The 19,506-nt window shown below is 65.8% G+C and carries 18 protein-coding genes and 1 rRNA gene (1 of these 19 only partly in view); 8 read left to right on the top strand and 11 right to left on the bottom strand.

Features of this window, described 5'->3' with window-relative positions; genetic code table 11:
- The first annotated feature begins 57 nt into the window (after positions 1-57).
- Genes coaBC through ACCQ00_RS18990 form a run of 3 tightly spaced genes read left to right on the top strand, consistent with a single transcriptional unit; the run spans position 58 to position 4,155 of the window.
- Positions 58-1,332 (top strand): bifunctional phosphopantothenoylcysteine decarboxylase/phosphopantothenate--cysteine ligase CoaBC, encoded by a 1,275-nt coding sequence (gene coaBC, locus ACCQ00_RS19000; RefSeq protein WP_039572363.1) that lies wholly within the window; start codon positions 58-60, stop codon positions 1,330-1,332.
- Complete coding sequence (gene dut, locus ACCQ00_RS18995; RefSeq protein ID WP_007964142.1) at positions 1,329-1,796, top strand: dUTP diphosphatase; 468 nt, start codon at positions 1,329-1,331, stop codon at positions 1,794-1,796. The genes coaBC and dut overlap by 4 nt, the downstream gene beginning before the upstream one ends.
- Before the next feature lie 13 nt (positions 1,797-1,809).
- Positions 1,810-4,155: a phosphomannomutase/phosphoglucomutase gene (locus ACCQ00_RS18990; RefSeq protein ID WP_039572366.1), complete on the top strand. Its 2,346-nt coding sequence runs from the start codon at positions 1,810-1,812 to the stop codon at positions 4,153-4,155.
- Between the two features lie 107 nt (positions 4,156-4,262).
- On the opposite strand, the gene ACCQ00_RS18985 is transcribed toward ACCQ00_RS18990, so the two are convergent.
- The 9 genes from ACCQ00_RS18985 to pyrE form a co-directional block, all read right to left on the bottom strand.
- Entirely contained in the window at positions 4,263-4,835 is a 573-nt protein-coding gene (locus tag ACCQ00_RS18985; protein ID WP_039572368.1) for a hypothetical protein, read from the bottom strand.
- A 415-nt stretch (positions 4,836-5,250) separates the two neighbouring features.
- Complete coding sequence (locus ACCQ00_RS18980; RefSeq protein WP_039572371.1) at positions 5,251-5,592, bottom strand: lipid-A-disaccharide synthase N-terminal domain-containing protein; 342 nt, start codon at positions 5,590-5,592, stop codon at positions 5,251-5,253.
- Positions 5,592-6,314: a glycosyltransferase family 2 protein gene (locus ACCQ00_RS18975; protein ID WP_039572373.1), complete on the bottom strand. Its 723-nt coding sequence runs from the start codon at positions 6,312-6,314 to the stop codon at positions 5,592-5,594. Before ACCQ00_RS18975 ends, ACCQ00_RS18980 begins: the two co-directional genes overlap by 1 nt.
- Positions 6,315-6,679: 365 nt before the next feature.
- Positions 6,680-7,645 carry an SDR family NAD(P)-dependent oxidoreductase gene (locus ACCQ00_RS18970; protein ID WP_039572376.1) on the bottom strand — a complete coding sequence of 322 codons (966 nt, stop codon included), beginning with the start codon at positions 7,643-7,645 and terminating at the stop codon, positions 6,680-6,682.
- Between the two features lie 204 nt (positions 7,646-7,849).
- Positions 7,850-8,158, bottom strand: coding sequence for a helix-hairpin-helix domain-containing protein (locus tag ACCQ00_RS18965; protein WP_008571192.1), 309 nt, complete (start codon positions 8,156-8,158; stop codon positions 7,850-7,852).
- Positions 8,159-8,191: 33 nt separating this feature from the next.
- The gene (locus tag ACCQ00_RS18960; protein ID WP_017156762.1) at positions 8,192-9,121 is read right to left on the bottom strand and encodes a ParB/RepB/Spo0J family partition protein; all 930 of its coding nucleotides are present in this window, start codon (positions 9,119-9,121) and stop codon (positions 8,192-8,194) included.
- Complete coding sequence (locus ACCQ00_RS18955; RefSeq protein ID WP_005914407.1) at positions 9,121-9,918, bottom strand: ParA family protein; 798 nt, start codon at positions 9,916-9,918, stop codon at positions 9,121-9,123. The genes ACCQ00_RS18960 and ACCQ00_RS18955 overlap by 1 nt, the downstream gene beginning before the upstream one ends.
- 114 nt (positions 9,919-10,032) lie before the next feature.
- Positions 10,033-10,668, bottom strand: a complete 636-nt coding sequence (locus ACCQ00_RS18950; protein ID WP_039583448.1) for a hypothetical protein — start codon at positions 10,666-10,668, stop codon at positions 10,033-10,035.
- 49 nt (positions 10,669-10,717) lie between these two features.
- Complete coding sequence (pyrE, locus tag ACCQ00_RS18945; RefSeq protein ID WP_017156764.1) at positions 10,718-11,377, bottom strand: orotate phosphoribosyltransferase; 660 nt, start codon at positions 11,375-11,377, stop codon at positions 10,718-10,720.
- Positions 11,378-11,504: 127 nt separating this feature from the next.
- On the opposite strand from pyrE, the gene ACCQ00_RS18940 reads away from it, so the two are divergent.
- From ACCQ00_RS18940 to ACCQ00_RS18930, 3 genes are all read left to right on the top strand, one after another.
- A complete protein-coding gene (locus ACCQ00_RS18940; protein WP_039572384.1) occupies positions 11,505-12,305 on the top strand; it encodes an exodeoxyribonuclease III in 801 nt (266 codons plus the stop codon).
- 322 nt (positions 12,306-12,627) lie between these two features.
- Entirely contained in the window at positions 12,628-13,923 is a 1,296-nt protein-coding gene (locus ACCQ00_RS18935) for an AmpG family muropeptide MFS transporter (protein ID WP_039572387.1), read from the top strand.
- 58 nt (positions 13,924-13,981) lie between these two features.
- The gene (locus tag ACCQ00_RS18930) at positions 13,982-14,209 is read left to right on the top strand and encodes a hypothetical protein (protein ID WP_003489057.1); all 228 of its coding nucleotides are present in this window, start codon (positions 13,982-13,984) and stop codon (positions 14,207-14,209) included.
- Between the two features lie 43 nt (positions 14,210-14,252).
- Here the strand turns inward: ACCQ00_RS18930 and ACCQ00_RS18925 are convergent, their stop codons facing one another.
- Together ACCQ00_RS18925 and ACCQ00_RS18920 are read right to left on the bottom strand one after the other, a co-directional pair.
- Entirely contained in the window at positions 14,253-15,386 is a 1,134-nt protein-coding gene (locus ACCQ00_RS18925; protein ID WP_039572389.1) for an anhydro-N-acetylmuramic acid kinase, read from the bottom strand.
- A 383-nt stretch (positions 15,387-15,769) separates the two neighbouring features.
- Positions 15,770-17,188, bottom strand: a complete 1,419-nt coding sequence (locus tag ACCQ00_RS18920; RefSeq protein ID WP_039572392.1) for a M23 family metallopeptidase — start codon at positions 17,186-17,188, stop codon at positions 15,770-15,772.
- 170 nt (positions 17,189-17,358) lie between these two features.
- Here ACCQ00_RS18920 and tyrS point away from each other — a divergent pair, with 170 nt between their 5' ends.
- A complete protein-coding gene (tyrS, locus tag ACCQ00_RS18915; protein WP_039572395.1) occupies positions 17,359-18,570 on the top strand; it encodes a tyrosine--tRNA ligase in 1,212 nt (403 codons plus the stop codon).
- A 719-nt stretch (positions 18,571-19,289) separates the two neighbouring features.
- Positions 19,290-19,506: ribosomal RNA gene (locus ACCQ00_RS18910) — 16S ribosomal RNA — on the top strand (it continues 1,330 nt past the right edge of the window).

The raw sequence follows: 19,506 nt of genomic DNA, 5'->3' as shown, positions 1-19,506 counted from the left end.
GCCAAGCAGAGGCATCGGCTAATCTAGTTGTCCTTGTAACCGTAGGACGACCCCGACGTGATCGGCTCCACTCAGGCCCGCCCCCTGGACGGACAGCGTTTGCTGCTGTGCGTCGGCGGAGGCATCGCCGCTTACAAATCGCTCGAACTGGTCCGTCGCCTGCGCGACGCCGGTGCGCAGGTGCAGGTCGCCATGACCGGCGGTGCGCAACAATTCGTTACCCCGCTCAGCTTCCAGGCATTGTCCGGGCAGCCCACCCGCACCACGCTGTGGGACAGCGCCGCCGAGCAGGCGATGGGCCACATCGAACTGGCGCGCTGGGCCGACCGGGTGATCGTCGCCCCGGCGACCGCCGACCTGCTGGCGCGTCTGGCGCATGGTCTGGCCGACGATCTGGTCACCACGCTGTGCCTGGCCACGACCGCGCCGCTGACCGTGGCGCCGGCCATGAACCACCGCATGTGGCTGCATCCGGCCACCCAGGCCAATATCGCCACCCTGCGCGCGCGCGGGGTGACGGTGGTGGGCCCTGACGATGGTCCGCTGGCCGAGGGCGAATCCGGTCCCGGCCGGCTGGCCGAACCGGCGGCGATCATTGCGGCGCTGGCCGGCGGCGTGGCGGTCGTCAACGCTGCCCCGGAGGGCGCCAAGAGCGTCGCCGCGCCCGTCTTCATTCCCAGCAGCGCCCAGCTGGAAGGCCTGCGCATCGTGATCAGCGCCGGCCCCACCTTCGAAGACCTGGACCCGGTGCGCTACGTCGGCAATCGCAGCAGCGGCAAGATGGGCTATGCCCTGGCCGCCGCCGCTGCCAGGCAGGGCGCCGATGTGGTGCTGGTCAGCGGGCCGGTGCATCAGGCCACCCCACCCGGCGTGCAGCGCATCGACGTGCGCTCGGCCGCGCAGATGCGCGACGCGGTGCTGGGCGCATTCCCGGCCGACATCTACATCGGCGCTGCCGCCGTGGCCGACTACACCCCCAAGCGGGTGGTGTCGCAAAAGATCAAGAAGACCGGCGAAACGTTGACCCTGGAACTGGTGCGCACCCCGGACATCCTGTCCGAGGTCGCCGCGCAGACCGGCGCGCTGAAACTGGTGGTCGGTTTTGCTGCCGAAACGCATGACGTGGAGCATTACGCCCGTGGCAAGCTGGCGGCCAAGCGGCTGGATCTGATCATCGCCAACCAGGTGGGGATCGAAGGCGGCGGATTCGAGAGCGACAACAACGCAGCCACGGCCTATTGGCAGGGCGGCGAGCGCGTGTTCCCCAGCAGCAGCAAGACCGAGTTGGCAGACCAGCTGCTGGCCCTGATCGCGGAGAGATTGCAGGCATGAGCCCCCCAACCCAGTCCTTGCAGGTGAAGTTGCTCGACCCGCGCTTCGGTGATCTGTGGCCGCTGCCGGCCTATGCCACCGAATCCAGTGCCGGCATGGACCTGCGCGCCGCGCTGGAGGCGCCGATGACGCTGCAGCCGGGCGATGCGGCGTTGATTCCCAGCGGTATCGCGATCCATCTGGCCGACCCGCAGCTGTGCGCGGTAATCCTGCCGCGCTCGGGGTTGGGCCATCGCCACGGCATCGTGCTCGGCAACGGTACCGGTTTGATCGATGCCGATTACCAGGGCCCGTTGCTGATCAGCACCTGGAATCGCGGCCGCGAGGCCTTCACCATCGAGCCGGGCGACCGCATCGCGCAGCTGGTGATCCTGCCGATCGTGCGTATGGGCTTGCAAGTGGTGGATACTTTCGTCGACAGCGCGCGGGGAGCGGGTGGATTCGGCCACACCGGCGTGCGCTGACAGGGGAAATGACATGAGCAAGACGAACGAGCGCAGGCAGGGGATGTCGAGCGTGCGTACGAGTGGTCCGGTGTTGGGGGGCATCTTGTTGCTGCTGGCTGCCTGGTTCGGCTGGAACAGTTATGCGCAATGGCGCCAAGACACGGTGGCGCAGGGGCTGGAGCAGGCGCGCGACCGCGCCGTGCAGGACCTAGGCCAGGCCATGGCCACGCAGGCCAGCCAGCTCGATGCGGTGCTCAAGCAGCCGCCGGTCGTCGCTGCGTTGACCGGTGGCGACGCACTGGCGGCCGCATCGGCCATCCGCGAGCGTTTCAAAGGTGCCGAGGATGTCCAGGTGCTGCCTGGGGACCTTGCCGCGGCCTATGCCAACCCAAAGGATTTCGGTTACGCGCGTCTGAGCCTGCTCGAATCGGCGCAGGTGGCCGACCGTGCCCAGGTCCGGGTCGTGCGCGACGCCAAACAAGTCCGCCTGGGCGTGGCTGCCGCGGTGCGCCTTGGCGGGCAGCCGGCGGTGGCGTATGCGCGGTTGCCGTTGCTGCGCCTGACCGGCCCGCTGGATGCAATTGCGGCACCAGGCAGCGCCTACCTGGCCCTGCGCCAGGGCAGCTACAACGTGGCCCAGCAGGGCGATATGGCACTGGCCGATGCCGCCGAAACGCTGGCCAGGCCGCTTGGGAACAGCGGCTTGCGCGTGGCTGCGGCGGTGCCGCAAGGCGATAGCGGCCCGCTGGGCCTGGGCGCCGTCGGTTGCGCCATCGTGGCGGCATTGCTGCTGATCATTGCGGTGCTGCTGGTGCTGGCCAGCCGGGGGCAGGTGGCCTTGCCGCGGCGCCGGGTTGCCGACCAATCCGGCGCCGATGAACCCACCTTCAGTCAAAGCCTGCAGCACGACGCCAGCGTTGCCAGCGAAGCACGCGCGCTGGACGTCGAGGCACCGCCAGCACCGCCAGCGCTGGTGCCGGCAGTGCAGGTCGCCACCGAGATGTTCCGTGCCTACGACATCCGCGGCGTGGTCGGCCAAGACCTCAACCCCGGCGTTGCCGCCTTGATCGGCCAGGCCATCGGCAGCGTGATGCAGGCGCAGGGACTGCGCGATGTGGTGGTCGGTCGCGACGGCCGGCTGTCCGGACCGGAGCTGAGCAATGGCCTGATCGAAGGCCTGCGCCGCGCCGGCTGCAACGTCACCGACATCGGCCTGGCACCGACGCCGGTGGTGTACTTCGGCGCGTACGAACTGCGTGCCGGCAGCTGTGTGGCGGTGACCGGCAGCCACAATCCACCGGACTACAACGGCTTCAAGATCGTGATCGGCGGCGAGACCTTGTCCGGCGCCGCCATCGCCGAACTGCACCAGCGCATCAACGAAGGCCGCCTGCATACCGCTGCCACGCCTGGCGAGCTGGAACAGCGCGACATCAGCGATGCCTACATCCAGCGTATCGCCGACGACGTCCAGCTGGACCGCCCGATCAAGGTCGTGGTGGACGCCGGCAACGGCGCGGCCGGCGAGATCGCACCGCGCCTGCTGGAAGCGATCGGTGCCGAAGTGATTCCGTTGTACTGCGACATCGACGGCACCTTCCCCAACCATCACCCCGATCCGAGCGAGCCGCACAATCTCAACGACCTGGTGAAGATGGTGCAGCGTTTCGATGCGGATATCGGCGTGGCGTTCGATGGCGATGCCGATCGCCTGGGCGTGGTGACCAAGGAAGGCGCGATGGTGTTTCCGGACCGCCTGCTGATGCTGTTCGCCGCCGATGTGCTGCAGCGCAATCCTGGCGCATTGGTCATCTACGACGTGAAGTGCACCGGCAAGCTGTCCGACTACGTGTTGCGCAACGGCGGCAGTCCGCTGATGTGGAAGACCGGTCATTCGTTGATCAAGTCCAAGATGCGCGAGACCGACGCCGAACTGGCTGGCGAGATGAGCGGGCACTTCTTCTTCAAGGAGCGCTGGTACGGCTTTGACGACGGCATCTACGCTGCCGCACGCTTGCTGGAAATCCTGGCCCAGCGCGAGCAGACGCCGTCCGAGGTGCTGGACGCCTTGCCTGAAAGTGTCGCTACGCCGGAGATCAAGGTGCCGGTGGAAGGCGATGCGCATGCGCTGGTGGCGCGCTTTGTCGCGCGTGCGCAGACCGGCGAAGAATCGCCGTTCGAATCGGCGCGGCTGTCGACCATCGATGGGCTACGCGCGGACTTCATCGACGGCTGGGGTCTGGTACGCGCATCCAATACCACGCCGATCCTGGTGTTGCGGTTCGAAGCCGACAGCGAGGCCGCATTGCAGCGGATTCGCACGCTGTTCCGCAACGAACTGCAGACGTTGTTGCCGGAGCATCCATTGGCGTTCTGATTGCCGGATGCGCGGATCGTCCGCTGCGTTGCCTGTGCAGAGGCAACGCAGCTGGACCGGTGCGCGATGCGCCGGGCCGTCATTCGGCATCGTGCCGGTGTATGCGGTCACCCGTGTGTTCCACCTGTTCCGGTTGGCTCGGCGCGACCGCATTGCGTGGTGATCGATGCGGCGCCGTGACCGCCCGGCAATAGCCAGACTGCGTCCCAGTACGGATACCCGCCCACCTGCTCGGCCAGGCCCGCCCGCAGGGGTAAGGCGACCAGCGTGCGGGCGAACTGTCGATGATCGCTTTGCAGCGGGAGCGCCGAGACCTGCATCTGCGGCTGCCACACCGTTCCACCACGCCCGCGTGCGCGATTGACTGCATCGGTAGTCTTCAGTCGCGCCGCCGTGGCCAATTGCAGCAATGCCGCCTTGCTCGGTGCCTGCAGCAACCCGCACCAAGTGTCAGGCAACAACACCCAGCACAACAACTGCGCACCTTGCCAATGGCGTGGTAGCGCCAGGCTGGCCGCCGCGGCGCGAGCGCAGCGCCAATCCGCGAATAGCGGCACGTGCTGATGCGTGGGCAGCCGCAGGTGCCAATACGCTGCTTCAAGCGTCGGCGTGGACAGGGGGCGAGGACGGAGCGCTCTGGACATGGTGACAGCGTGCCCGCGGCGCAGGAACGGCGACATCGGCAGGCAACCCACGATCGCGTCGGCCGCGCGCGCAGTGGCGTGTCCGAAAAGTGGGTATCAGCGGTCAACGCTATCGCCGCGCCTCCGGCAAGCTGCGCTGCATCGGGTGGATGCAGCGGGTGACGTCAAGGCGCGCAGGCGCTCGTCAATCACGTGCATCACATCCCAAAAACCTGGTCGCTGAGATGCAGTGGGCCCGGATCGCTTCTGTCGCAGCGCGCCCGGATCAATTCCGTACGCTGAGGCAGCGCCAACCACGATGGATTACCAAAAATCAGAGCGGCAATGGATTTTGCAGCGACACGCACTCGTATCCATCTCAACCACCACGGCGCTCACCAATTGCGTTCGATCCAGCAACTATTCGGCCCAGGCAATTCGAATCCCGAATCCCGAATCCCGAATCCCCGCCTCAATGACCGGCCCGGTCGCGTTTCCACCCGCGATGTTTCACATCCAGATACAGGCTGTAAAACGCGGTAAACGCCGGGAACAGGTTCTGCAGCACACCCACCGAATCCTGCTTGGCCGAAAACACGAAGTAGCTCAGCGTCATCAGGCTGCCGACCACGCTCATGTACCAGAACAGGCGCGGAATCACCGGTTTGCCGGCGCGCTTGGAGGCAACGAACTGCACCAGCCAGCGGCCACCGAACATCAGCGCACCGACATAGCCGATCAGCTTCCACCCGGTCACATGGATGCCGGTCCAGTACAGCCAGGTCAGTTGCTGGTCCAGCAGGCTCGTTTCCATCAACGTTCCTCTACCACGGTGCGCTTGCTGCGGGTGATCAGCCACGCCACGCCGCGCAGGTCGCGGATGCCGACCAGGGCGCGATTGAGATTGTTGTACTTGGACACGCCGGCGGTGCGGTGGCGGTGGTTGACCGGCACGCTCACCGTGCGCCAGCCGGCGCGCTGCATCAACGCCGGCAGGTAGCGATGCATGTGGTCGAAGTACGGCAGGTCCAGGAACGCCTCGCGCTCGAACAGCTTGATGCCGCAGCCGGTGTCAGGCGTATTGTCGCGCAGCATGCGCGAGCGGATCGCGTTGGCCCATTTGCTGGCCCAGCGCTTGGAGCCGGAATCCTGGCGATTGACCCGCCAGCCGGCGAACAGCTTCACCTGTGCCTGCGCTTGACTGCGCGCGATGAGCAGCTTGGGGATGTCGGCCGGGTCGTTCTGGCCGTCGCCATCGAGCGTGGCGATCCAGCTGGCGCGTGCGGCCTTCACCCCGCTGCGCACCGCCGTGCTCTGGCCGCTCTGGGTCACATGATGCAGCACGCGCAGTTCCGGTGTGGTGCTCTTCAGGCCTTGCAGCACTGCGAGCGTGTCGTCGCGCGAATGGTCGTCGACATACACAATTTCGAAGGCCACCACGCCACGCAGGGCGCTGACGATTTCGCCCACCAGCGTGGCGACGTTATCGCGCTCGTTGAATACCGGGACGACGACGGACAGCTGAGGTTGGCTCATGGATGCGGGGTAGCCGGATGAAGGCTGAGCGAAAAAGATCGGGCATTGTGCCCTGACTCTCTGAGTCAGGCATGAAGCATGCACGCGTTATGCGCAGCGGAACGGTTGGAAGCAGCCTGTAGCGTGTGGTGGGGAGTGGCCAAGGCTGCAAATGCGTGGACTCGCTCGCCGATCACGCCTCGTCGCCCGCTGCAGCGCAGCCGGCACCCATCGCCATGTGCATCGCGTGTCTGCCATGCGGTCGTACGCCAGGGCGGCTGATCGAAGGCAAGCCCTGCATCTGGCTCGCATGGCGGCCTCGGCGCCCTGCGCTCCATGGGCCCATCGATGCCGTCGCGCACCTGCGCCGCAGACCCCACCAAGCGCTAGGCGCGCTCGCCGAAATACTGCCGGCACCAAGCCACGACCTGCGGCAAACCACGCTCGACCGGGGTCGCCGGATCGAACCCAAAGGCGGCCTGCGCACGCTGCGTATCGGCCATGGTGCGGAGCATGTCGCCCGGCTGCATCGGCCGGTAGACCTTCTCGGCCGGGCGGCCGGCGGCCTGCGCAATCACCTCGATGAAGCTCTCCAGCTCCACCGGCGTGTGGTTGCCCAGGTTGAACACCCGGTGCGGCACCGGCGCAGTACTGGGCGTGTCCAGCGCGCCCAGCACACCGGCCACGATGTCGTCGACGAAGGTGAAATCGCGCTGCATCTTGCCGTAGTTGAACACCTCGATCGGCCGCCCCGCCAGCACCGCACGGCTGAAAATCAGCGGCGCCATATCCGGCCGGCCCCACGGCCCGTACACCGTGAAAAAGCGCAGCCCGGTCGCGCGCAGGCCATACAGCTGCGCATAGGTGTAGCCCATCAGTTCGTTGGCGGCCTTGGTTGCCGCATACAACGAACGCGGCTGGTCCACGCGCTGCTCTTCGGAGAACGGCGGGGTGGCCGAATCGCCGTAGACCGAACTGCTTGAGGCATACACCAGGTGCTGCACGCCGCGGTGCCGGCACAGCTCGAGCATGTTGACGAAGCCAACCAGGTTGCTGTCGACATAGGTGTGCGGGTTTTCCAGCGAATACCGCACGCCCGCCTGCGCCGCCAGATGCACCACGCGGGTTGGCTGGATCTCATCGAACAGTGCGGCCAGACCCTCGCGATCGGTCAGATCCAGCGTGCGGATATCGATGCCGGGGCACAGCGCCGCCACCCGGTCGTGCTTGAGCTGCGGGTCGTAGTAGCTGTTGTAGTTGTCCAGCCCCACCACCGTCTCACCGCGTGCAGCCAGCGCGCGGCAGGTATAGGCACCGATGAAACCGGCAGCGCCGGTGACGAGAATGGTCATGGCTGTGATCCTGGGAAATGCGGAAATAAAAGGCTGGCGCTCCGGATGCGCACGCGCGGCGCATTGCAGGCGCCGCCGCAAGTGGGTTCGGCATCTTCCTGCTGCCAACGCGCCTGCCGTGCGCAGTGCGCCAGGCGCGATTGGCGGTGCTCGCAGCGCATGCGGCGCTCAACATCAAGGCTGCAGCGCACCATGCGTGGCCGCTCACCGCAGGGCGAGCGGCGCTTCGCTGGCAAGCTTGGCCTTGCGTTCGGCGCTGAACTTCCACCACGGCTGCGCCGCCTCGCCGTCCATGAAGCGCACGATCGACAGGAACACATCGATCACGCAGGGGTCGTGCAGCACGCCGGTGCGCAGGCATAGCTGTGCATGCATGTCGTAGGCATCGCGACCGCGCAGCTGCGCAGGCACGCGGATGCCGATCAGGCGCAGGTCCTTTTCGCAGGCCGGCCCGACGTTGGGCAGGTCGGTCAGCTGCAGCAGGTGCTGGCGGTCCACCTTGGCGGGATTCATGGCCGGCGAGGATCCTGTTGGATGGGCAAGCGACTAGCTGCGCTGCACGCGCAGGCGTTCGAGCACGCCGTCCAGCGTGTCCAGATCGGTGTAATGGATCACCAGCTTGCCCTTGCCGCCGCGGCCGTGATTGAACACCACCTTGGTGCCCAGCGACTCGGACAGTTCGGTTTCCAGCGAGGCGATATCGGCCTGTGGGGCCACCGGCGCCGGCTTGCCCTTGCGCAGCGAGCCGGGCACCTTGCCGGCGGCGAACTGCTGCGCGCGGTGTTCGACTTCGCGCACCGACCAGCCCTGGTCGGCCGCTTCCTGCGCCAGCTTGCTGGCCAGCTCCGGCGCCAGGGTGAGCAGCGCGCGCGCGTGGCCCATTTCCAGTCGGCGGGTTTCCAGCAACACGCGAATGGCCACCGGCAATTCCAGCAACCGCAGCAGATTGGACACCGACGCACGCGAACGTCCCACCGCGCCGGCGGCCTCGGCATGGGTCAGCGAAAATTCGTCGATCAGCCGCTGCAGCGCCTGCGCTTCTTCCAGCGGGTTGAGGTCTTCGCGCTGGATGTTTTCGATCAGCGCCATCGCGATGACGGTGCGGTCGTCCAGCTCGCGCACCACCACCGGCACCTCGGTCAGCCCAGCCAGCTGCGAAGCGCGCCAGCGGCGTTCGCCGGCCACGATCTCGAACTGCCCCGGCGCCAGCTCGCGCGCCACGATGGGCTGGATCACGCCCTGCGCCTTGATCGACTCCGCCAGTTCGGCCAGCTTGACCTCGTCCATCTCCCGGCGCGGCTGGTACTTGCCCGGCTGCAGCTGGGTCACCGGCAACTGGCGCAAGCTATCGCCAGGCTGCAACGCCTGTTCGTCGGCACCGGCCGGTGCTGCGGCGGCGGCCGCACCCTTGGGCCCCAACAACGCTTCCAGGCCACGGCCCAGGCCACGCTTCTTTGCGGGCATCGGCTTGTTCATCAGACGGTCTCCACCGGCCGGACGGCCTTGTTGCGGTCGTTCTGGCGACGCACGATCTCGCCGGCAAGCCCCAGGTAGGCCACCCCACCACGCGAGGTGCGGTCGTAACCGACGATGCTCTGGCCATGGCTGGGCGCCTCGGCCAGGCGCACGTTGCGCGGCACGATGGTGCGAAACACCTTGTCGCCGAAATGCTCGGTCAACTCGGCCGATACCGCATTGGCCAGGTTGTTGCGGATGTCGAACATGGTGCGCAGCACGCCTTCGATTTCCAGCGCCGGGTTGAGGTTGGCGCGCAACGCTTCGATGGTTTCCAGCAGCGCGGTCAACCCTTCCAGCGCGTAGTACTCGCACTGCATCGGCACGATGATGGAATCGGCCGCGGTCAGCGCGTTGAGCGTCAGCAGCGACAACGCCGGCGGGCAGTCGATCAGGATGAAGTCGTACTCGTCGCGGATCGGCGCCAATGCGCGCTTGAGCCGCTGCTCGCGCTCGCCCTGGTCCATCAGCTGGATCTCGGCGGCGGTCAGATCGATGTTGCCCGGCAGCAGGTCGAAGCCTTCCGGCGCGGTGACCCGGATCTGCGCGGCGGTGTTTTCGCCCAGCAGCAGGTCGCAGGTGGAGGCGGCCACATCGCGCTTGTCGATGCCGCTGCCCATGGTGGCGTTGCCCTGCGAGTCCAGATCCACCAGCAACACGCGCTTGGGCGCGCGCGCCAGGCCGGCTGCCAGATTGACGGCGGTCGTGGTCTTGCCGACGCCGCCTTTCTGGTTGGCAATGGCGATGATCCGGGCCATGCGGGAGAGCCTCGTGGGCGAAGAGTAAGACCGGCCATTATGCGGGCAGGGCGTCGGATCGGGAAATGCCGCCCGCGGCGGTGCGCCGCACGGGCGGGATGCCGCAAGCGCCGGTCAGCCGGCGGGCGGCTCCTTCATGGCCCGGTAGCGTTGCAGGATGTCGGTGATCTCGCCATCCAGCGCCACCCGCTGCTGCTCGAAGCTGATCTGCAGACGCAACTGTGCCATCAGATCGCGGTGGCGCTGCTGGATGTCGCCGGCCAGCTTGTCGGCCACTGCCTGGCCGGCCAGCTCGCGGTCGCCGGCGCTGCGCAGCAGGCTGGCCAACCCCTCGCGCAGGCTGGTCACGTTGAAGCGCGCGGTATGGATGTTGTTGTCCACGATGGCGATGCGCTCCTTGAACACCCGGCGCAGGTCGTCCTCGCTTTGATAGGACATCAGCATCGCCTGGTCGGTGCGCTGGCGCATCTGCTCGGCGGCCAGATCGGCCTGGCGCTGCTGCTCGCTGGCCGCAGCGGCAGCGCGCTCGTCGCTGCTCATGGCGCGCTGCACCTCGGCGCTGCGCATCCCGCTCTTGACGTTGAATTCGTCGCGCGCCTGGTTCACCGCCTCCGGCGGCAGCGTATCGCTGCACACGCGGGCGCCGTTCTGGTTCCAGCAATACAACTTCTTGGCGGCCGGCTTGTCTTGCGCACCGGCCGGCGCCGCCATGACCCATGTCGCAGCGACAGCCGCCGCAACGGCGAACAACGCCGAACGTGTATGTATTGGCATCATCGCAGCCCCCTGTCGCCTGCCGTCAGCCTGTGGTGTCGGTCCCGTAGCGGCCACGATAGGCCAGCAGCGGTTCCTGGAAGCCCACAAGGTCGGCGTTTCCTGCCGCAAAAGCAAGCAGGTCGCCCAGGTTGGCCACTGCGATCACCGGGATGCCGGCCTCGGCTGCCACCGCCTGGGCGGCGGAACGGCGGTCCTGATCGGACGCGATTTCCTGCCGGTCCAGCGCCACCACGATCCCCGACGGCACTCCACCAGCGGCGCGGATGATGGCCAGCGCCTCGCGGATCGCGGTGCCGGCGGTGATCACGTCATCGACGATCAACACCTTACGGCCGGCCAGTGGCGCCCCGATCAGGGTGCCGCCTTCGCCGTGGTCCTTGGCTTCCTTGCGGTTGAACGCCAGCGGCAGGTCGCGCCCGCGCCCTGCGTAGGCGCAAGCCAGCGCGGTCGCCAACGGGATGCCCTTGTAGGCCGGCCCGAACAACAGGTCGAAGTCCAGCCCGGCCGCATCGATCGCATCGGCATAGCACTGCGCCAACTGCGCGGTCTTGGCCCCCGAATCGAAGCGCCCGGCATTGAAGAAGTACGGGCTGAGCCGCCCGGACTTGAGCGTGAACTCGCCAAAGCGCAGGGCATCGGCGTCCAGGGCCAGTTGCAGGAAACGGGTGCGGTGGTCGGTCATGGTGACGAGATTGGGGAGTAGGGATTCGGGATTGGAAAGCATAGCCGGTCGCGCCTTACGGCATCCGCCGATGCGGTATGCTTTCGCGAATCCCCAATTTCCACTCCCGAATCCCGGCTCTTCATCTATGCGCATCATCAGTTTCAACGCCAACGGCCTGCGCTCGGCCGCCAGCAAGGGTTTCTTCGCGTGGTTCGCCGCCCAGGACGCCGATGTGCTGTGCGTGCAGGAGACCAAGGCCCAGGAGCACCAACTGGCCGGGCCGGATTTCCTGCCCACCGGCTACAAAGCCTGGTTTCGCGACGCCAGCACCAAGAAGGGCTACAGCGGGGTGGCGATCTACAGCCGGCACGAGCCCGACGAGGTGCGCACTGCGCTGGGCTGGCCGGAGTTCGACGAAGAGGGGCGTTATATCGAAGCGCGCTTCGGCAACCTCAGCGTGGTCTCCTTCTATATTCCCTCCGGGTCCTCGGGCGAGTTGCGTCAGGATTACAAGTTCCAGGTGATGCAATGGCTGCGGCCGATCCTGGAGCAGTGGCTGGCCAGTGGCCGCCAGTACGTGCTGTGCGGCGACTGGAACATCGTGCGCACCGCATTGGACATCAAGAACTGGAAATCCAACCAGAAGAACTCCGGCTGCCTGCCGCCCGAGCGCGATTGGCTCAACGGCCTGTGCGCCGACGCGCCGGAAGACGCCGACCCCGCCGACGGCCGTGGTTGGGTCGACAGTTACCGCGTGCTGCATCCGCGAGGCCAGGACTACACCTGGTGGAGCAATCGTGGCGCGGCGCGCGCCAACAATGTCGGTTGGCGCATCGACTACCAGCTGGTCACCCCCGGCCTGCGCGACACCTTGAAGGCTTGCTCGATCTACCGCGACGAGCGCTTCTCCGACCACGCACCGTACATCGTGGATTACGCACAGTGAGGCAGGCCAAGTCAGGGGGTTGCGTCATAGCGCGCCCGCATGTTGCCGAACGGGGCCAGGACTTTGCCGGCAACAGGGCCATCTGGCGGCACCTTGGCTACCGCAGCACGCGTGGTGGCGCTCATTGGCCATTACGCAGCCCGCTGATGCTTTTCGGATCGTTATTCTTTGACACGGATGTGCGTCGTTGCGGGACTGCACAGACCGCGCAAATCCAGACGCGTGAGGCGATGACAGTCGTCCGCGTCGGGCCGCATGCAGCGATGCCATGGGCATTGCCAGCCACCACGATCACGGGCGTTCTCGCTCGCTGGTGTGAGGCATGACCACGCCCGCATCCACCTATAAAGGCTGGCGCGGCATCCAGCGCGCCTTCGCCACGCCATCGGCGGCGACCATGGCGCTGCTCGGCTTCGGCAGCGGCTTGCCGTTCCTGCTGATCGCCTCGCAGACCTTGTCGACCCGTTTGCGCGATGTGGGGCTGGACCTGGGCAGCATCGGCTTGATCAGCCTGGCCAGCTTCTTTTACCTGCTCAAGTTCCTGTGGGCGCCGCTGATCGACCGCTATGCGTTTCCGCTCACCGCGTTTCTGGGGCGCCGTCGTTCCTGGCTGCTGGTGGCGCAGATCGGCGTCACCATCGGCCTGTTCGCGCTGGCATTTTCGCGCCCGGATCTGAGCGTCACCGGCCTGGTCGCTTGGGTGTTGTTCGCCTCGTTCTGGGGCGCTACCCAGGACTCGGTGGTCGATGCCTATCGCATCGAAATCGCGCCGGATGCCGCGCAGGCCGCGTTGGCGGCGACCTACACGCTGGGCTACCGCATCGGCCTGATCCTGGGCGGTGCCGGTGCGTTGTACATGGCCCAATACCTCGGCTGGACGTGGGCGTACGTGGGCATGGCCGCACTGATGCTGGTGCCGATCGTCACCACCTTGGTGTGCCGCGAGCCCGACCGCCCCGAAGCCACGGTGGTGCGCCGCGTGGACGTCGCCGGTGCGTTCTGGCAACCGATTTCCAGCTTCTTTTCCAGCAATGGGCTGGCGCTGGGCATCGTGCTGCTGCTGTTCGTGGGCCTGTACAAGTTTCCCGACCAGGTCATCGGCGTCATGGCGGGGCCGTTCTATCTGGATTCGGGATTCACCAAGGCCGATATCGCCACCGTTTCCAAGCTGTTCGGCGTGTGGATGGGGATTGTCGGCGCCTTCGCGGGCGGCGCGGCAATTGCCGCGTTCGGGTTCCGGCGCATGCTGCTGGTGGCCGCGCTGGGGGTGGCCTTGTCCAACCTGGCGTTCCTGCTGATGGCGCACAACCCCGGCAAGCTGTGGGCGTTCTATGCCGCGCTCAGTGCCGATAACCTCTTCCAGGGGTTCGCCGCCACCGTGCTGGTGGCTTTCATGTCCTCGCTGACCGACCGCAACTTCACCGCAACCCAGTATGCGTTGCTGGTCTCGCTGGCCAACCTGCCGGGCAAGTTTGCCGGTGGCGTGTCCGGGTTCGTCGTCCAGGCGACCTCCTACAGCACCTTCTTCATCCTCAGCGCCCTGACCGTCATTCCCACCTTGATGTTGCTGGCCTGGCTGTGGCCGCGGCTATTGGCGCACGACAGGCGGCCGGATTGAAACGTCCGCGAAGGTTGCCGATGATGCGCGCGGGGCAGCGCATTGCACGAGGCAGGGCATGACCGATCTGGTATTGCGTGACATCGACCCGGTGCTGGTGGACCGTATTCGCCGCATTTCCGTCGCACGGGGCTGGACCCAGCACCAGACCGTCATGCATCTGCTCGAACAAGGCCTGTTCGCCAGCGAATACGAAGTCACCGGCGGCCTGCAGCACCCGGAGGTCGATGCCCTGGCCGAGGCGATTGCCGCGCTCAAGGCGCTGCCGGCGGGAAACAATCCCTAGCGCTGCCGCGCAGCTCCATCCCAGCCGGCACAGCCCGCCCCGCTCACGCCGGATAGATCGCTCCCAACAGCCGAGGCCCGGCCGCCCCGGTCACCGAGGGCAGATTGGCTGCGCGTCCGGCCAGCAGCTCGGCCGCCAGCCAGGCAAAGCCCATCGCTTCCAGGTAATCCGGGTCCAGCCCGTACCGCGCGCTGGATTCCACCGCCATGCCCGGCAGTCGCGCCGCCAGTCGCGCCAACAGCACCGGGTTGCGTACGCCGCCGCCGCAGACCAGCACCCGGCGCGTGGTTGGCTGTAGCCGCAGCAAGGCATCGGCCACGCTGGCAGCGGTGAGTTCGAGCAAGGTCGCCTGCACATCGGCAGCCTCCAGCCGCGCGCTGCCCATCGCCTGCACGGCCCAGTCCAGATGGAATTGCTCGCGGCCGGTGCTCTTGGGCGGCGGCAACGCAAACCACGGGTCGGCCAGCAGCGCCTGCAGCAAAGCTGCATCCACGCGCCCGCTGGCGGCAAACGCACCCTCGGCATCGAACGGCGTGCCGTGATGGCGTTGGCACCAACTGTCCAGCAACGCATTGGCCGGGCCGGTATCGAATCCCAGCACCGCGCCATCGCGCGGAATCAAGGTCAGGTTGCCGATCCCGCCCAGATTGAGCACCGCGCGGTCTTCATCGCCTGCGCCCAGCATGGCCAGGTGGAAGGCGGGCATCAGTGGCGCGCCCTGACCACTGGCGGCCACATCGCGGCGGCGGAAATCGGCCACCGTGGTGATGCCGGTGTGCTCGGCAATTCGACTGGCATCGCCGATCTGCCAGGTGAACGCCGGGTTGGCGTTGGGCCGGTGGCGGATGGTCTGCCCATGCGAGCCGATCGCACGAATCTGCCGACGCGCCACGCCACTGTCGCCGATCAACTGATTGGCTGCCGCCGCGAATGCCAGCCCCACTTGGGCGTCCAGCTGGCCCAGCGCATCGATGGCCACCGTCTCGGCGCCCTGGCCGATCGCCACCAAGGTCTGCCGCAACTGCGGCTCCCACGCCACCGTCGCCCCGGCTACCAATTCGCAGCGGCGGTGGGTGGCGTCGGCAAAGCGCACCAGCGCGGCATCGATGCCGTCGGCGCTGGTGCCCGACATCAGGCCCAGATACAAGGGAGAGTCAGCGTGTTCCAAGACAGACATGCCGAAGCCAGAAAGACACGGCCGGCCAGCTTGTGCAGCCGGGCCGGGTCCGTCAACCGGTATGACGTGGGTAGCAGCCGTGCAGTTGGCGCGTCATCGCCGGGCCGGCATGGGCTGCAATCGCTGCCACGGCCATCGCCTGTGCCTCGAGACTCCCTGCCCACCTTAGGCATCGTCAGATCGGCAGTCGCGCCAGAAGCTGTCGGTCGACAGCGGGACCAGTGCCGGATTGGGAAGTCGCAGCATTCGCCATCCGCAGTTCGCTGCAGCAAGTAGCTGCACGGCAACGACCACGCGAGACAGTTGGAGGGAGCGCGCAGCCCTTGCTCCGCACTCAGCTAAGCAGCCGCAACGCAGCCGACGCAGTGACTAGCCGCAGGCGCTCAACTGCGCGACTTGCCCTTGGCCGGCTTGCCGGCGTCGGCGTAGATCAGCTTCTCCATGCCCTCGATGCGGGCCATGGCCGGCGCCGTCTGCGCGCGGAACGCCGCCAGTTCGGCGCCCTGCAGCGGCTCGGGCGGCGGCATCGTCACCGACATCGGATTGCGCTGCTGCCCGCCCACGCGGAATTCGTAATGCAGATGCGGGCCGGTCGCCAGGCCGGTCATGCCGACATAGCCGATCACCGTGCCCTGGTTGATGCGCTGCCCGGCCTTGATCTTGCCAAAGCGCGACATGTGCCCGTACAGCGTGCTGTAGTTCTTGCCGTGATCCAGGATCACCACGTTGCCGTAACCGCGCTGGGTTCCGACAAACACCACCCGCGCATCGCCGGCCGCCATGATCGGCGTGCCCGAAGCGGCCGCATAGTCCACACCCTTGTGCATGCGCATGGTGCCCAGCACCGGATGCTTGCGCGCACCGAAGGTGGAGCTTATCCGGCTATAGGCCACCGGCATGCGGATAAAGCTCTTCTTGAGCGGGCGGCCAGTGATGTCGAAGTACTCGGCCGGTTTGCCGGCACGCTCGAAGCGGAACCCCGTATAGGTCTTGCCACCCGTGGTGAACGTCGCCGCCAGGATGTCGCCGGTGCTGATCCTCTCGCCTTCGCGCCAGGTTTCATCCATGACCACGCTGAACCGGTCGCCGGGCTGCAGATCCTTGTCGAAGTCGATGTCGTACTTGAAGATCTCGTCGGTCATGATCGCCACCGCCGCCGGCGACAATCCGGATTTACCGGCCGAGGCATACAACGAACTGCTGATCTCCCCGCTGGCCACGACGGTGCGCGTGGTGGTCGCCCGCTCGGTCACGTTCTCGCGCACGGCGTCGCCCAGCAGGCGCAGTTCCACCCGATGACTGTCGTCGCGATCGAAGCGCAGTGCGCGCAGTTGGCCAGGCGTTGGCATGTCGAAGGCGATCTCGGTACCCGGGCGCAGCTTGGTCAGCGCCTCCTTGGTCCCCGGATGCGCCAGCACCTGGTACATCACCGCAGTCGGGATTCCCAGCTCGCCGAACAAGGTGCTCAGGGTCTGGCCCGGCTTGACCTGCAGAATTTCCCAATCGGTGCTCGGCGCCAGCTGCTTGCGGCTGGGAATCAGCGGCGGCAACGGCAACGCCAGCGTGGAATGGCTGGAAAGCGGCGTGTCGATGGCGTTGGAAAAACCCGGCACGATGGTGGCAACCAGCGCACCGATGGTGGCGAACAGGCTGGCGTGGATCCAGTGACGACGTGTCCAGCGGTCATTGAACGCGGCCGGCAGATGCGCCTTGAGCTTGCGATGCAGTGCAGTGTCGTGAAGGACGTGGAGGCGTTCGTGAAAGCGCCGCTTGCGTGCACGGCCCTGCTCTGAGTTCTGCATCGTTCAAATTCCTCGCTGGCTCGAAGTGCGAGCCCAATCGCCGGTACCATAGACAGCCTGTAACAGCGCGTCAAACCATTGAGCCTGTTCATTATTTTCACTTGGCGCGGAATTAACTCGCGTTTAACATCATTCACGTTTTTGACGGCAAGCGCCGCTGGAGTCTGTGGTTGGCCACTATCGAAGAATCCCTCGCACTCATCGGCCGTGGTGCCGAAGAGATCCTCAAGCTCGATCAGCTGCAGGCGCGGCTCGCCACCGGTAAGCCGCTGCGGGTGAAGGCCGGCTTCGATCCCACTGCGCCGGATCTGCATCTGGGCCATACCGTGCTGCTCAACAAGATGCGGCAGTTCCAGCAACTCGGCCATCAGGTGATCTTCCTGATTGGCGACTTCACCGGGATGATCGGCGACCCGAGCGGCAAGAACGCCACCCGCAAGCCGCTTAGCCGCGAGGATGTGCTGGCCAACGCGCGCACCTACGAAGAGCAGGTCTTCAAGATCCTGGACCGCGAACGCACCGAAGTGCGCTTCAACTCCGAATGGTTCGGCCAGATGAGCGCGGCCGACATGATCAAGCTCTCTGCCCAGCACACCGTCGCGCGCATGCTCGAACGCGACGATTTCGCCAAACGCTTCGGCGGCCAGCAGCCGATCGCCATCCACGAATTCCTGTATCCATTGGTGCAGGGCTACGACTCGGTCGCGCTGAAGGCCGACGTGGAGCTCGGCGGCACCGATCAGAAGTTCAACCTGTTGATGGGGCGTGGCCTGCAGGAACACTACGGTCAAGCCCCGCAGATCGTGCTGACCATGCCGCTGCTGGAAGGTCTGGATGGCGTGGCCAAGATGTCCAAGTCACTGGGCAATTACATCGGCATCAACGAACCGGCCATCGACATCGTCACCAAGACGATGAAGATCGGCGACGAGCTGACCTGGCGCTGGATCGATCTGCTGTCCTTCGATATCGGCCTGGCCGAAGCGGCGCGCCTGAAAGAGCAGGTCGCTGCCGGCGAACTGCATCCGCGCGAGGTCAAATTGCGCCTGGCACGCGAGCTGGCCACCCGGTTCCACGATGCGGCCACCGCGGAGCAGGCCATTGCCGGCTGGCATGCGGTGGTGACAGGGCAGGGCGACACCAGCCTATTGCCGCTCCAGGAAGTGGTCGTGCCGGCCGAAGGCCTGCGCATCGCCAGCTTGCTGACTGCCGCCGGCCTGACGCCCAGCAACTCCGAAGCCACCCGCAAGCTCAAGGAGCGTGCGGTCAAGATCGATGGCGAAGTGGTGGAGGATCCCGGCCGCGTCTTCACGCACGGCTTCGAAGGGGTCATCCAGGTAGGCAAGCGCAATTTTGCCCGCGTATTGCTCGTCACCGCCTAAAGCGCACCGAGGTTGCTGCGGGGCGGCAATCTCGGTGGCCTCACATGTCTTAACGTAGTAGATGGAAGTAGCAGCCCCTGGTACTGAAAGGCTTCCTGCCAGCGTAATTAATGCGTAGCGCTCGTTTTTGGCAGTGGCGTGAAAAATTTTTCACAAAACGCTTCCCAAATCGGTTCGGCGGGCATATAGTTCGCCTCCCCGCCGCAACGGCCTCCGCAAACGCGGAACCAGAGCGAAAGGGTTCGAAAATTCCTTGAAATTAAGGTGTTGACGAAACGAAAAAGCCGGCTATGATGGGCGGCTCGCTACACGGAAAGACGCTACGGCGGATCGAGGTGCAGCGGCGGCAACTTCCTCTTCACGAGGGGTTGACGAGGATGAAAAGCCTGCTAATATGGCCGGCTCGCTTCGCAGAAAACCTTCGGGTCGAAACGAAGCAGCGTCAACCACCTCGAAATGAGGTGTTGACGGCAAGAAAAAGTCCGCTATAATGAGCGGCTCGCTTCGACGGAAACGACGAAGCTGACGGGAACGGCGCTGAGGCCACTCCCCAGGTTCTTTGACAGTGTGCGCAGGTAATTTGTGCGGACGCCTGCAGGAAGGATGATTGTCCATCTTGCAGACGTTTAATCAAGCAACATATTAATTGCTTTGCAAGCGATAAGTTGCCAGTGGTTGGACTTCTGCAGCTAAAGTATTTGCCTTCGGGCATGTAATTTTAAGTGAAGAGTTTGATCCTGGCTCAGAGTGAACGCTGGCGGCAGGCCTAACACATGCAAGTCGAACGGCAGCACAGTAAGAGCTTGCTCTTATGGGTGGCGAGTGGCGGACGGGTGAGGAATACATCGGAATCTACTCTTTCGTGGGGGATAACGTAGGGAAACTTACGCTAATACCGCATACGACCTACGGGTGAAAGCGGAGGACCTTCGGGCT

It is taken from the genome of Xanthomonas sp. NCPPB 3761 (genome assembly GCF_041475705.2).
GTDB lineage: Bacteria > Pseudomonadota > Gammaproteobacteria > Xanthomonadales > Xanthomonadaceae > Xanthomonas > Xanthomonas phaseoli.
The sequence above is the reverse complement of the archived record's forward strand: the minus strand, read 5'-3'. Positions and strand labels throughout refer to the sequence as shown.